Annotated in this window: 12 protein-coding genes and 2 tRNA genes; 8 read left to right on the top strand and 6 right to left on the bottom strand. The window is 64.6% G+C overall.

Annotated features, from left to right (window positions below; genetic code table 11):
- Nucleotides 1-94 precede the first annotated feature (94 nt).
- Nucleotides 95-178, bottom strand: a tRNA-Leu gene (locus tag EOHIBHHM_RS14765).
- A gap of 186 nt (nucleotides 179-364) precedes the next feature.
- On the opposite strand from EOHIBHHM_RS14765, the gene EOHIBHHM_RS14760 reads away from it, so the two are divergent.
- Together EOHIBHHM_RS14760 and EOHIBHHM_RS14755 are read left to right on the top strand one after the other, a co-directional pair.
- Nucleotides 365-856 (top strand): DUF309 domain-containing protein, encoded by a 492-nt coding sequence (locus EOHIBHHM_RS14760; protein ID WP_497251870.1) that lies wholly within the window; start codon nucleotides 365-367, stop codon nucleotides 854-856.
- Between the two features lie 127 nt (nucleotides 857-983).
- Nucleotides 984-1787, top strand: coding sequence for a M14 family metallopeptidase (locus EOHIBHHM_RS14755; protein WP_497251868.1), 804 nt, complete (start codon nucleotides 984-986; stop codon nucleotides 1785-1787).
- A 4-nt stretch (nucleotides 1788-1791) separates the two neighbouring features.
- Here EOHIBHHM_RS14755 and EOHIBHHM_RS14750 read toward each other — a convergent pair whose 3' ends face one another.
- Nucleotides 1792-2238, bottom strand: a complete 447-nt coding sequence (locus EOHIBHHM_RS14750; protein WP_497251866.1) for a UPF0179 family protein — start codon at nucleotides 2236-2238, stop codon at nucleotides 1792-1794.
- Nucleotides 2239-2322: 84 nt separating this feature from the next.
- The gene (locus EOHIBHHM_RS14745) at nucleotides 2323-2715 is read right to left on the bottom strand and encodes a DUF5820 family protein (RefSeq protein WP_497251864.1); all 393 of its coding nucleotides are present in this window, start codon (nucleotides 2713-2715) and stop codon (nucleotides 2323-2325) included.
- A 510-nt stretch (nucleotides 2716-3225) separates the two neighbouring features.
- On the opposite strand from EOHIBHHM_RS14745, the gene EOHIBHHM_RS14740 reads away from it, so the two are divergent.
- The 6 genes from EOHIBHHM_RS14740 (at nucleotide 3226) to EOHIBHHM_RS14715 (ending at nucleotide 12257) form a co-directional block, all read left to right on the top strand.
- Complete coding sequence (locus EOHIBHHM_RS14740) at nucleotides 3226-5298, top strand: PrkA family serine protein kinase (RefSeq protein WP_497251862.1); 2073 nt, start codon at nucleotides 3226-3228, stop codon at nucleotides 5296-5298.
- A gap of 2 nt (nucleotides 5299-5300) precedes the next feature.
- Nucleotides 5301-7568, top strand: coding sequence for a PrkA family serine protein kinase (locus EOHIBHHM_RS14735; protein WP_497251860.1), 2268 nt, complete (start codon nucleotides 5301-5303; stop codon nucleotides 7566-7568).
- Nucleotides 7559-8875 carry a YeaH/YhbH family protein gene (locus tag EOHIBHHM_RS14730; RefSeq protein WP_497251858.1) on the top strand — a complete coding sequence of 439 codons (1317 nt, stop codon included), beginning with the start codon at nucleotides 7559-7561 and terminating at the stop codon, nucleotides 8873-8875. Before EOHIBHHM_RS14735 ends, EOHIBHHM_RS14730 begins: the two co-directional genes overlap by 10 nt.
- A 60-nt stretch (nucleotides 8876-8935) precedes the next feature.
- Complete coding sequence (locus EOHIBHHM_RS14725; RefSeq protein WP_497251856.1) at nucleotides 8936-10960, top strand: SpoVR family protein; 2025 nt, start codon at nucleotides 8936-8938, stop codon at nucleotides 10958-10960.
- Nucleotides 10961-11068: 108 nt separating this feature from the next.
- Entirely contained in the window at nucleotides 11069-11623 is a 555-nt protein-coding gene (locus EOHIBHHM_RS14720; protein WP_497251854.1) for a DUF7344 domain-containing protein, read from the top strand.
- A gap of 121 nt (nucleotides 11624-11744) precedes the next feature.
- On the top strand, nucleotides 11745-12257 hold the full coding sequence (locus EOHIBHHM_RS14715; protein WP_497251852.1) for a DUF7344 domain-containing protein: 513 nt from the start codon (nucleotides 11745-11747) through the stop codon (nucleotides 12255-12257).
- A gap of 53 nt (nucleotides 12258-12310) precedes the next feature.
- On the opposite strand, the gene EOHIBHHM_RS14710 is transcribed toward EOHIBHHM_RS14715, so the two are convergent.
- From EOHIBHHM_RS14710 to EOHIBHHM_RS14700, 3 genes are all read right to left on the bottom strand, one after another.
- Nucleotides 12311-12733: a disulfide bond formation protein B gene (locus EOHIBHHM_RS14710; RefSeq protein ID WP_497251850.1), complete on the bottom strand. Its 423-nt coding sequence runs from the start codon at nucleotides 12731-12733 to the stop codon at nucleotides 12311-12313.
- Nucleotides 12734-12758: 25 nt separating this feature from the next.
- Nucleotides 12759-13430, bottom strand: coding sequence for a DUF7344 domain-containing protein (locus EOHIBHHM_RS14705; RefSeq protein WP_497251848.1), 672 nt, complete (start codon nucleotides 13428-13430; stop codon nucleotides 12759-12761).
- Nucleotides 13431-13871: 441 nt separating this feature from the next.
- Nucleotides 13872-13946 (bottom strand) — tRNA-Glu (locus EOHIBHHM_RS14700).
- Between the last annotated feature and the right edge of the window lie 92 nt (nucleotides 13947-14038).

Raw genomic sequence — 14038 nt, 5'->3', positions numbered from 1 at the left:
GGGATTTGAACCACGGTCGCTCGCTGGCGCTCGCTCTCTGATTCAAATCCCTCGTCCCGATTCCTGTGGCTCGCGGAGTTGCTCGCCACAGGAATGCAAAGGGAGGGATTTGAACCCACGGACTCCTACGAGAGCGGATCTTGAGTCCGCCGCCGTTTCCAGGCTTGGCTACCTTTGCGCAGATGTCCAATAGTCGACCGACTTATAATTACCCTACGATTCGTCCGCGGTTGGGCAGTCGCTGTCACGTCACTGAATCGCTCTCCGGTGTCTCCTCGACCATCGCGACGACACTCCGCGTCGAACAGAGCGGAGAACTGCCGACGGGAGAAACGGTTAGGGGCGTCAAACGAGTGGAACACGTATGGACGAACACACCCGCGACCCGAGCGTCGCTCCACCGCTCGGCAACCCGACGGGGTGGCACACCGACTCCCGCCAGTGGGAGCACGCGACGCTCCGCCGCGCCGTCGAACACGGCGTCCGACTGTTCAACGACGGCGCGTACCACGAGAGCCACGACTGTTTCGAAGACGAGTGGTACAACTACGGTCGCGGCAGCCCCGAGAGCGCCTTCCTCCACGGGATGGTGCAGGTCGCCGCGGGCGCGTACAAACACGTCGACTTCGAGAACGACGACGGGATGCGCTCGCTGTTCCGCACCGCACTCGAGTACCTCCACGGCCTCCCGGACGACTTCTACGGCGTCGGCCTCGCCGACGTCCGCGAGACGCTGTCGGCCGCACTCGACGACCCCGCGGCCCTCCACGGCTGGCAGATCAGTCTCGACGACCACCGGCCGACCGCCTACGACGTCGACTACGAGTACGCCGAGTCGCTCGAACACGGTCCCTAAGCTGCGGCTCCCGAACGACAGTCCCCGGGGTTACGCCGCTCGAACGGCGGCCGTCCACAGCGTCGACGTCGACCGGCTCCCGCGGAGATTCTTAAGGCACTTCAACGCCGACGCGAAAACGTGTCCAATGAGAGTCTATCAGTTGGGTGAGGGCACCCCCGAGGTCGCCGTCGTCGGGAGCATCCACGGCGACGAACCGTGCGGTGTCCGCGCCATCGAACGACTGGTCGCCGAAGAACCCGAGGTCGAACGGCCGGTGAAACTCGTCGTCGCGAACGAGGAGGCGCTCGACGCCGACGTTCGCTACCTCGACGACGACCTCAACCGCGCGTTTCCGGGCGACCCGGAGGCCGACAGCCACGAGCGCCGTCTCGCCCACGCGTTGCAGCGCGAACTCCGCGACTGCACCGTCCTCTCGCTGCACTCGACGCAGTCCTACGGCGAACCGTTCGCGCTCGTCGACACCGTCGACGCCGTCTCCCGCGCCATCTGTCCGCATCTCCCCGTCGACGTCGTCGTCGAGACCGACCGCTTCACCGACGGACGACTCATCGAACACCCCCACACCGTCGAGGTCGAGTGCGGCTTCCAGGGCTCCGAGGAGGCCGTCGAGAACGCCTACTGGCTCACGCGGGCGTTCCTCGCGGCGACGTCGGCGCTGCCGGCACCGACTGTCGACGACCCAATCGACGTCGGCGACCGCGACGACGTGACTGTCTTCCGTCTGTTGGAGAAGATCCCGAAAGAGCCCGCCTCCGAGTACGAGGTGTTCGCGACGAACTTCGTCCGCGTCGAGGCCGGCGACCGGTTCGCCGCCGTCGACGGCGACCCGCTCCACGCCGAGACGGCGTTCTACCCCGTCCTCCTCTCACCGTACGGTTATCAGGACGTCTTCGGCTACGCCGCAGACAGAGTCGGCACGCTGAACTGACGCGCTACTCCTCCGGTTCCAGTTCGACCTGCGTGAGCGTGCGGTCGAGATAACAGTGGTCGTGTGGGGGGTCGCCGACGACCTCCCGGATGCGGTACTCGGTGTCGAAGTCGGCACCCTCGGGCACACACAGTTCGTGACTTGGACACTCGGTGTAGGGACACGGCCCCTCGAGTTTGGCCTTGCTCCCGGCGTACGCTCCCTTCGAGGCGACGTTGGCGGGGACCGACGTCGGTTCGACCTCGACGGCTTTCACGCCCGTGTCGTGGACCGCACAGTCGAGCGTCTGGGTGTTCTCCCGGACGCCGGTGATCCGGTAGCGTCTGCCCTCGGTGAGGTTCAGACACTGGTTCCGATAGGGACAGCCTTCACACAGAGTCGACTCTCCGTGGTAGACGAACTCGCGACCCTCCTCGGCCAGACGGACCCCGATGAGCGTGACTTTGGACATAGCTCTCCCTTCGAGAGGGATACGAAAAAGGCTCCCGTCTACCGGTGCTCGGCCGTCGTCGCCGTAGCGACCCGGAGACGGCCGTCAGTCGCCGTCCTCTCTCCCGAGCAGCTCGTCGAGTTTCTCGAAGTACTCCTCGCGCGGCACCTGGTAGAGATCGCGGTAGTCGACCTCGCCGTCGACGAACCGCTCGGCGGCGTCGACCGCCCCCTCGACGGCCGCCTCCCGGCTATCGAACTCCTCGGTCCGAGCCTCGATATCCGGTTCCAAGAAGAGGGTGATGTGCCACGTGTCGGTCGAGATCTGCGAGGCACCCGGCCGCCGACGCCGCGACCCGTTGGAGACGAACACCGTCGGCAGACAGGCCGCCGGGAACTCCTCGGTGTCGAACACGTCGGGTCGGTACGCCAGGATGGCCCGTCCCTCCGGTTCGTCGTTCCAGACGACCCACCCCTCCGGTAGCGTCTCGAAGCTCATAGCCGTCCCTTCCGGCCCGACGGTTTAATGTGATTCGTTCGGGGTCGACCCCGGCGCAGCCGTCCGCTCTCTCGCGCTCGACCTGCTCGATCTCCCGCGAACGCACGTGTGAGCTATATAAACGACTGTCTGTTGGCGACGAGACACGTCGGCGACAGCGTGTCTCCGTCGCCGTCTTTTCGACACGTCGCGGACGGGACCCAAGACGCTTCCGGAGAAACCGTTATATGCTACCGTCACTCATACTTCTAATAGTCTCGGTCACGTCTGACCGGACGACCGCCCCGCCGTGTACACTGACCCGCCGTCGATCCGCTCTCCCTCTCTCCCCCGACGGTGGTTCTCGGTCCCTGCGCGTGTGGACACGACCGACCGCTACTCGGCGACCGCCCGCACCTCTCCCTCGGTCGGAGGCCGTGCCGTGGTGTTCGATCTTCCTCCGTCTCTCTGTGGTCGCCGACCGGCGGTTCGGTCCTGGCCTGCGGACAGACGAGACACGACAGTGATACAATGACCGGTGAGATAGAAACCCTCGAAGAACTCAGCCAGCATTACAAAGAATCGATGCCCGCGGACCTGCGGGAGGCGAAGTCGTTCGACTGGTATCTCCAGGAACTGTACGACCACCCGCGGATCGCGCGAAACGCCCACCAGCGAGTCGCCGACATGTTCGACTTCTACGGCACCGAGTACAACGAGGAACTCGGGATCGTGGAGTACCTCATGGCCACGGAGGACGAACTCCACGACGGGGAGAACGTCTTCTACGGCCGCGAGATCCACGAGGCGATCCACGAGTTCGTCAACAAGGTCAAGAGCGGTGCGCGCGGACTCGGTCCCGAGAAACGCATCAAACTCCTCCTCGGCCCGGTCGGGTCGGGCAAGTCCCACTTCGACTGGCTCGTCCGCCGGTACTTCGAGGACTACACCCTCCGCGACGAAGGGCGGATGTACACCTTCCGCTGGGTGAACCTCGGCGACATCATCGTCGACCAGGACCCCGCCGACGACGTGGTCAAGTCGCCGATGGACCAGGACCCGCTCGTGCTCCTCCCACAGGAGCAACGCGACGTCGTCGTCGACCAGCTCAACGAGGTGCTCGACGCGCCGTACACCATCCGGAACGACCAGGCGCTCGACCCCGCCTCGGAGTTCTACATGGACAAACTGCTGGCGCACTACGACGACGACCTGCAGGAAGTGCTGGAGAACCACGTCGAAATCGTCCGCCTCGTCGCCAGCGAGAACAAGCGGCAGTGCATCGAGACGTTCGAGCCGAAGGACAAGAAGAACCAGGACGAGACCGAGCTGACGGGCGACGTCAACTACTCGAAACTCGCCATCTACGGCGAGTCCGACCCCCGCGCGTTCGACTACTCGGGGGCGTTCTGTAACGCAAATCGAGGAATCTTCTCCGGCGAGGAGCTGTTGAAGCTCCAGCGGGAGTTCCTCTACGACTTCCTGCACGCGACGCAGGAACAGACGATCAAGCCGAAGAACAACCCCCGGATCGACATCGACCAGGTGATCGTCGGTCGGACGAACATGCCCGAGTACCGTGACAAGAAGGGCGACGAGAAGATGGAGGCGTTCAACGACCGGACGAAGCGCATCGACTTCCCGTACATCTTAGAGTACGAACAGGAGTCGAACATCTACCGGAAGATGCTGCGGAACGCCGACGTGCCGAACATGCACATCGAACCGCACGCCATGGAGATGGCGGGGCTGTTCGGCGTGCTCACGAGAATCGAGGAACCCGACAGCGAGCGCATCTCGCTGGTCCAGAAGGCGAAGGCCTACAACGGTGAACTCGACGACGGCGACGACGTCGACGTGAAGAAGCTGCGCGAGGAAGGCGAGAAGAAAGCCGAGATCGCCGAGGGGATGTACGGCGTCTCCGCGCGGTTCATCGGCGACGAGATCGCCGAGGCGATCATGAACTCCACGCACCGTGGACGCGACTACCTGAGTCCGCTCACGCTGTTCAACCACTTCGAGGAGAACCTCGAGAACCACGGCTCCATCCCAGAGGAGAACCTCGAACGCTACTACCGCTACCTCGAACTGGTGCGCGAGGAGTACAAGGAGCGCGCCATCGAGGACGTCCGTCACGCACTCGCCTACGACCTTGACGAGATCCAGCGACAGGGCGAGAAGTACATGGACCACGTGATGGCGTACATCGACGACGCCACCATCGAAGACGAACTCACCGGCCGCGAGCAGGACCCCGACGAGAAGTTCCTGCGCTCGGTCGAGGAACGGCTCGACATCCCGGAGGACCGCAAGGACGACTTCCGTCAGGAGGTCTCGAACTGGGTCTCCCGCCGCGCCCGCGAGGGGACCTCGTTCAACCCGCAGGACAACGACCGCCTGCGGCGCGCGCTGGAGCGCAAACTCTGGGAGGACAAGAAACACAACATCAACTTCTCGGCGTTGGTGTCCGCGAACGAACTCGACGACGACGAACGGAACGCGTGGGTCGACGCCTTGGTCGATCAGGGTTACTCCCGCGAGGGCGCCCGCGAAGTGCTCGAGTTCGCCGGCGCGGAGGTCGCCAAAGCCGAGCTGGAAGACTAGGGATGCCACGCGACTACATCACCGAGGCGGACCGCGCGCTGGATACGGCCTACGAGCCACCGATGAGCCTCGCGGAGTACGTCGACCTGGCGTTCGAGCGCCCCTCCATCGCCTCGCACGCCAGCAAGTACCTGCTGGAGGCCATCGAGTCGATGGGGACCCGGACGGTCGTCGAGGAGGGCGAGACGGTCGAACGTTACCGGTTCTTCGACGACCCGCACAACGACGGGGAACACGCCATCCTCGGCAACACCGAGGTGCTCAACGGCTTCGTCGACGACCTCCGAACCATCGCCGCCGACCGCGGCAAGGGCGAGAAGATCATCTGGTTCGACGGGCCGACGGCGACGGGGAAGTCCGAGCTGAAGCGGTGTCTCATCAACGGGCTACGCGAGTACTCGAAGACGGACGCCGGCCGACGCTACACCGTCGAGTGGAACGTCGCCAGCGCCTCGGACACCCGCGGGCTGAGCTACACCGACGAGGGGGTCGACCTCGAGGCCGACTGGTACGAGAGTCCGGTCCAGTCGAACCCGCTTTCGGTGTTCCCGCCGGAGGTCCGCCGCAAGCTCCTCGACGAACTGAACGGCGAGTCGTCGGACCACATCCCCCTCTCGCTGGACACGAGTCTCGACCCCTTCTGCCGCGAGGCGTACACCTACCTCGAGGACCAGTACCGGCGGGCGGGGAAGAAGGAGCTGTTCTCGAAGATCACGGACCCGAAGCATCTCCGCGTGAAGAACTACATCGTCGACGTCGGCCGCGGCATCGGCGTGCTCCACTCGGAGGACGACGGGTCGCCGAAGGAACGGCTGGTCGGGACGTGGATGCCGGGGATGCTCCGCGAACTCGACTCCAGGGGTCGAAAGAACCCCCAGGCGTTCAGCTACGACGGCGTGCTCTCGCAGGGTAACAGCCTCCTGACCATCGTCGAGGACGCGGCCCAGCACGCCGACCTGCTGCAGAAACTGCTGAACGTCCCCGACGAGCGGCGCGTCAAACTCGACAAGAGCATCGGGATGGACATCGACACGCAACTGCTGATCATCTCGAACCCCGACCTCGACGTCGAACTCGACAAGTTCGCCGACCGCAACGGTCGCGACCCGCTGAAGGCGCTGAAACGCCGCCTCGACCGCCACGAGTTCCGTTACCTGACGAACCTCTCGCTGGAGACCGAACTCATCCGGCGGGAGCTGACCAACGAGACGTCGGTCTGGGAGGCCGACGAGTACGAGGAACTCGAGGCGCGCATCCGCGAACCGGTGACGCTGTCGGTCAGAAACGGTCACGGCGAGGTGACGCCGCTGGAACTCGCGCCGCACACGCTCGAGGCGGCCGCACTCTACAGCGTCGTCACCCGCCTCGACGCCGAGGACCTCCCGCCGGGGATCGACCTCGTCGACAAGGCGATCCTGTTCGACCAGGGCTACCTGCAGGAGGGCGACACCCGTCGCGACGCCGACGAGTTCGACTTCGAGCACGCCAACGACGGCAAACACGGAGTTCCCGTCACCTACACGCGCGACGTCGTCGCCGACCTGTTACACGCGGACCGGGACCGACACCACCCCGACCTCCCGGTCGAGCAGGTCGTCATGCCCGAGGACGTCCTCGACGCCATGCTCGAGGGGCTCTCCGTCGCACCCGTCTTCTCCCGCGGGGAGGCGTCGGAGTACGAGGGGCGGATCGCCGTGGTCCGCAACTACGTCGCCACTCGGCAGGAACGCGACGTGCTCGACGCGCTCCTGGCGGAGAAGGGCGTCGAAGAGGAGACGGTCGCCGAGTACGTCGAACACGTCTACGCGTGGGCCGGTGACGAGATGATCGAGACCGAACGCGGCCCCGTCGAACCGGACGCGCTGCTGATGAAACTGTTCGAGACCGAGCATCTGGGGCGGTTCAAGAAGGACGACTACACCGGAAACACCCCCTCCGAGGAGGTCGAGGAGTTCCGTCGCGAGAAGGTCATCACGGCGTTGAACCGCTACGCGTGGGAGAACCGCGACGAGGAGTTCTCCGCGCGGAACGTCGACTTCTCGGAGATTCCGGTCATCCGCGCGGTGTTGGAGAGCCACGACTGGGACGACGTCCGGCGACTGTTCGAGGACTTCGACCCCCGCCAGTGGGACTCGCCGCCGGCGAACACCGAGACCGAGACAGTGAAACGAAACACGATAGCAGAGATGACGAACAGAGGGTACAGCGAGGCGTCGGCCGAACTGACGAGTCGCGCCGTGATGCGGGAGGTGGCCGACCGATGGGACTGAGAGAGGACTTAGAGCGGTTCCGCGAGGTCGGCGAGAAGCGCCGGGAGGACCTCAAGGAGTTCATCAGCTACGGCGACCTCGGCGGCTCCGGCCCGGACAGCATCAACATCCCGATCAAGATCGTCGACCTCCCGGAGTTCGCCTACGACCGCCGCGACATGGGTGGCGTCGGTCAGGGGCAGGGCGGCACGCCCGACGTCGGTCAACCCGTCGGCCCCCCACAGCCCGGCGACGACGGGGAGGACGGCGACCCCGGCGAGGAGGGTGCCGACCACGAGTACTACCAGATGGACCCCGAGGAGTTCGCCCAGGAGCTCGACGAGGAGCTGGGTCTGGACCTCGAACCGAAGGGGAAGGAGGTCGTCGAAGAGATCGAGGGCGACTACACCGAACTCACCCGAACGGGGCCGAACAGCACGCTCGACTTCGAGAAGCTGTTCCGCTCGGGGCTGAAGCGGAAGCTCGCGATGGACTTCGACGAGGACTACGTCCGCGAGGCCTGCAAGGTCGAGGGCGTCACGCCCGACGACGTGTTCCACTGGGCGCGCGAAGAGCACATCCTCGTCTCCTACGCGTGGATCGCCGACGCCTTCGACGACGTCCCCGAGGACGAGCGCGGGACGTGGGCGAGTTTCGAGGAGATGGCCGAGAACGTCGAGGAGACGTCGACGATGCAGCGCATCCGTCGAGACGGGTTGCGGGACGTCCCGTTCCGTCGCGAGGACGAGCGCTACCGTCACCCCGAGATCATCGAGGAGAAACAGAAGAACGTCGTCGTCGTCAACATCCGCGACGTCTCGGGGTCGATGCGCGAGAAGAAGCGCGAACTGGTCGAGCGGACGTTCACGCCGCTGGACTGGTATCTGACGGGCAAGTACGACAACGCCGAGTTCGTCTACATCGCCCACGACGCCGAGGCCTGGCAGGTCGAGCGCGAGGAGTTCTTCGGCATCCGCTCGGGCGGCGGCACGAAGATCTCCTCGGCGTACCACCTCGCCAAGGAGATCCTCGAGGAGGAGTATCCGTGGAGCGACTGGAACCGCTACGTCTTCGCCGCCGGCGACTCGGAGAACTCCTCGAACGACACCCGGGAGAACGTCATCCCGCTGATGCAGGAGATCCCGGCGAACCTCCACGCCTACGTCGAGACGCAGCCCGGCGGCAACGCCATCAACGCGACGCACGCCGAGGAGGTCGAGAGCAGCCTCTCGGACGCCGGCAACGTCGTCGTCGCCTACGTCAAGTCGCCGGACGACGTCGTCGACGCCATCTACAAGATCCTCAGCACGGAGAGCAACGATGACTGAACACGACCCAACAGCAGTGACCGACGTCGCTCACCCGGGTCACCAGCGGAGGTGTCCGTCGTGAGAGACGACCGAATCGACGCCCAGCGCGTCGCAAAACAGTTAGAGGAGCCGGTCCGCGAGGCCGGAAAGCTCGCCCGGAAACTCGGGCTCGAACCGTACCCGGTGAACTACTGGATCGTCGACTACGACGAGATGAACCAGCTCATCGCCTACGGCGGGTTCCAGAACCGTTACCCGCACTGGCGGTGGGGGATGAGCTACGACCGCCAGCGGAAGCAAGACCAGTTCGGCATGGGCAAGGCGTTCGAGATCGTCAACAACGACAACCCGAGTCACGCCTTCCTCCAGGAGTCGAACTCGATCGCCGATCAGAAGGCGGTCATCACCCACGTCGAGGCCCACGCCGACTTCTTCGCCAACAACGAGTGGTTCGGGATGTTCTCGAAGGACGGCGACATGCTCGACGCGGCGGCGATGCTCGAAGCTCACGGCGACGCCATCGGCAACTACATGGACGACCCGGAGATCGACCGCGGCGAGGTCGAGAAGTTCATCGACGCCGTCCTCTGTCTGGAGGACAACATCGACCAGCACCGGCCGTACCGCGAGGCGGGGCTCCCCCGCGAGAAGGAGGGGCCGGAGGACCTCCGAGACCGCCTCGACGACATGGAGATCTCCGACGAGGTGCGCCGCCAGGTGTTCTCCGACGAGTGGCTCGACGCGCTCGCCGAGGCCGAGGAGGCGGAGGCGAGCATCGACGAACCGCAGAAGGACATACTCGCGTACCTCCGTCGTCACGGGAGGACCTACGACGAGGAGAAGGGGAAGGCCGTCGAGATGGAGCCGTGGCAGAAGGACGTCCTCGACATGTTGCGGGAGGAGGCGTACTACTTCGCCGCCCAGAAGATGACCAAGGTGATGAACGAGGGGTGGGCGGCCTACTGGGAGTCGCTCATGATGGGCGAAGAGCAGTTCGCCGGGACGGACGAGTTCATCACCTACGCCGACCACCAGTCGCGCGTGCTCGGGTCGCCCGGGCTGAACCCGTACAAGCTCGGCAAGGACCTCTGGGAGTACGTCGAGAACTCGACGAACCGCCGCGAGGTCGTCGACAAGCTGCTGCGCGTGAAGGGGATCACGTGGCGGAACTTCCACGACAGCGTCGACTTCGAGGAGGTACAGGAGCTGCTCGCACCCGACCCGGCCATCGACGGCATCCGCTCGGAGACCGTCGACGACCTCGTCGCGCTCGGTCCCGACGACCCGCGCGTCGACCACGAGACGCTCGACCGCGTCGTCTCGGCCCGCGAGGCGGGCGAGGAGAGCGACGTCGACGTCGACGCCTACCCGTGGAAACTGCTCACCTACGAGGGGATGGCCGAACGGCACTACTCGCTGCTCAAGCCGCAGAACCGCGGGTTCGTCCGTCGCATCCGCCGCTCGGAGTTGGAGCAGATCGCCCGCTACATGTTCGACGACGAGCTGTACGACAGCGTCGCGGAGGCGCTGGCGGACGTCGACTACACGGCCGGCTGGGACCGGATGCGCGAGATCCGCGAGAGCCACAACGACGTGACGTTCCTCGACGCGTTCCTCTCCGACGAGTTCGTCACGGAGAGCCACTACTTCACCTACGAGTACACCCGCGCCAGCGGCGACTTCCGCGTCACCAGCACCGACTACGAGGACGTCAAGAAGAAACTGCTCCTCATGTTCACCAACTTCGGCAAGCCGACGGTCGCCGTCTACGACGGCAACTACGACAACCGCGGCGAACTGCTCTTGGGTCACCAGTACAACGGCATCATGCTGGACCGCGAGCAGGCGAAGGGCGTGGTCGAACGGCTCTACGACCTGTGGGGGCGTCCCGTCAACCTCATGACCATCGTCAAGGAGTACGACGAACACGATCTGGAGATCGCTCGACGCCGGAACCGCGAACCCGAACCCGTCGAGGTCGGCAAGCGGATCCGCTACGACGGCGAGTCGTTCGCCGTCCACGACCTCGACGACGAACTCACCGAGCGTATCACCGCCAGCGACGTCGACTACGACACGAAACCCGACGACTGGCTGGCGTGACCTCGCGTCGGTATTCGTATGTTCAAACATACGAGACTTTCTCACCTCCAGAGGAGTGCTAAATTATGGGACATCTTAATATGTTAGTCGAGTGAACGGTCTGTCGGGATGAGTTCAGGGGTTCAACAGCTGGTCGAGGGATCGTCGTCGGAGAGTGGTCTGAAGCGGACGGAGATCCACGACGTGTTGCGGAACGACCGGCGGCGGTTGGTGCTCTCGCGACTTCAAGAGGCCGAGATGCCGGTCTCCGTCCGCGAGCTGTCGGAGTACGTCGCGGGCGTCGAGGCGGGGGAGACGCCCGCACCGCGGAACGTCCGACAGAGCGTCTACGTCTCGCTGCACCAGACGCACATCCCGAAACTCGAGGAGTTGGGTATCATCGAACAGAGCGACGCGGGTGGGATGACGCTGTCACGACACGCCGACGAAGTGACCGTCTACCTCGAAGTCGTCCCGAAACACGGTCTCTCGTGGGGAGAGTACTATCTCGGCGTAGCGGTGCTCGGACTGCTCGTCCAGACCGCCGGCTTCGTCGGCGTTCCGTTCGTCAATGGCCTCGACGCGGTGACGCTCGCGACCACTTTCTTCGGACTGTTCGCACTCTCGGCGATCTACCACATCTCGACCCAACAGAGTACGCTCCTCGACCGACTCCGGTCGTAGTACGGTCTGCTTACTCCCGGTCACGCGTGCCTACCGAGCGAGACAGGCAGCCTGTACTGTGAGCAGTCGCCGTATACTCAATCGGTTCTCGTGCGTATCGCTACGGAGTGACTACCTCCAGATGAGCACCACCGTTCCTTCCCTCGCCGAGAGCGAGGTGTACGACATCCTCCGCAACGACCGACGACGGTCGGTGATCCACTGTCTTCGAGCGACCGGAGGCAGCAGAACGGTCGGTGACCTCGCCGACACGATCGCCGCGAACGAGGCAGACGAGTCACCGCCACCGCGCAACCTCCGACAGAGCGTCTACGTCTCGCTGCACCAGACGCATCTCCCCAAACTGGACGAGGCCGGGATCGTGGCGTTCGACCCGGCGGCGAACGAAGTGCGACTGCTCGACGGCGTCGAAGAGGTCGAAGCGTATCTCACCACCTCGACCGTCGACACGCCGACGCGACCCGCCCCGACACTCGTGTTCGGACTCGCCGTGTTCGGCGTCTGTCTCGTCGCCGTCTCGCTGCTGGAGGTTCCGCTCGTCTCGACCGTCAGCCCCGCCCACTGGTCGCTCGTCGTCCTCGTCGCTATCGCGGTGCTCGCACTCCGGACGATCGTCCGTACGCACCGGTGGTGATCGACTGTCGACGGTGACGCCGTCACCGGTTTCGGCTCGCTGTCGACGCGTCGTCAGCGAGTGGACGTCGTCGACCACCGTCGGAGAACGAACAACGCGGCGGTGACGAGGAGGAAGGCGACGAGCGAGAGGCGGGGGATCGTCAGGAGGCCACCGGCCATCGGGTAGAGCACCGCAGCACAGCCACCACCGACGCCGCAGACGCCGCCGACGTCGGGGTTCACCTGCAGGTAGGTGTGGTACGCGGCGACGACCGTCCCGAGTGTCGACAGCGGGAGCGCCGTCCGCCACGCGCGGTCGTCGCCGTCGAGCGCGGCCACGCCGAGGACGACGACGAGCGGATACATCAGGATCCGCTGGTACCAGCAGAGTTCACACGGCGTCAGTCCGACACCGAGACTGAAAAAGAGGCTCCCCGCAGTCGCGACGGCGGCGACGACGGTAGTGGCAGCCAGGAGGGTACGGGGACGGTTCATACTGCTTCGTGGCGTGTCCGAGGGGTTAATCGTTGCTCTCGTCGACTCCAGGGGTGAGCGCGACGCCGTCGCGGCTGGGTTCGGGGTCCGACAGCCCGGTCGATCGGTCGTCGTCGCTCGCGGACGTCGAGTCGTCGTCGAGCGGGACGTCGAGCGTGCCGACCTTCATCCGCCGAGTGACGTAGCTGTGGACGCCCGCGGCGGCGCCGAATGCGAGGGCGATGAACGCGGCGTAGCCGAGCGGCGGGACGTCGACCGGAAGGATGCCCGCCCAGCCGACGACGACCAGCAGGAGCGCGGCTGCCGACAGGCCCAGATAGAAGTCGCTCCACGGGAGCTCGTCCTCCGAGACGACCTCGAGGTAGACCTCGAGGTCGGCCGCACCCGGCGCGAGCGAGATCAACCCGCGGTCACGGTCGTACTCGACGATCCCGCAGTCGTCCATCTTCGGCAGATGCGTCTGGTGCAACGAGGTGTACACCCGCTTTCGCTGCTTGTAGGTGAGTTCGCCGACGGTGATGTCGTTCTCCCAGGCGGCGATCTGCTCTGCGAGATCGCGGATCCGCACTTGCGTCGGATCGTGCTTCAGATAGTGGATCACGTACCGCCGTCGCTGGTTACTTAGTGTTGAGAATATTTCATCTTTCGACAGCGATTCTCCCGTCTCTACCTGTGGTGTCTCTAGATTGGTTCCCATCGTGTCCCTCCGTGCCAGCCGGGCACTTTAGCAAGACAAACAGACTGTACGACGGAGAGGAATATAATACTGAGTGTCCTTTCAACCGATTGAACTTCCTGTTCGGACCATTTTTTAGAGTTACGGACAGTTCGCCTCTCGTCGCTCGCTTCCAAGCCGGTAGTCGGCTGCTACTATCAGATTTCTGACTGTAGTTCGGAGTCCCGTGAGCGACTCACGTCTCGAAGAGAGCTGTCGGTGCGTCGAGGGAGGCGTCCGGTCGGGAGGTTACACCACCGAACCTCGCTTCACAGTCGGCGCGACACGCAGCGCGGTCGCTCTGGAAGTAGTTCCACAGAGAGATGCTCGGTAGGGGGTCTGAACCACGGTCGCAGTGAGTTGCTCTCCGGTTCAAACCCTCTCGGCTCCGCTGTCTCCTCGTTACGTTGTTCCTCGGAGAAATGCTCGGTAGGGGATTTGAACCCCTGTCCTCGGCTCGAAAGGCCAAGATGATTGGCCGGACTACACCAACCGAGCTTCCACTCTCAACTGTCGGCCGTATTCGTTTAAAGATTCCGTTACGGGACGGGTTCGGTAGGGAGAGTCACCCGAAAGTCCCGTCGGCGGTC

Source organism: Halogranum roseipondis (assembly GCF_059695585.1).
The sequence above is the reverse complement of the archived record's forward strand: the minus strand, read 5'-3'. Positions and strand labels throughout refer to the sequence as shown.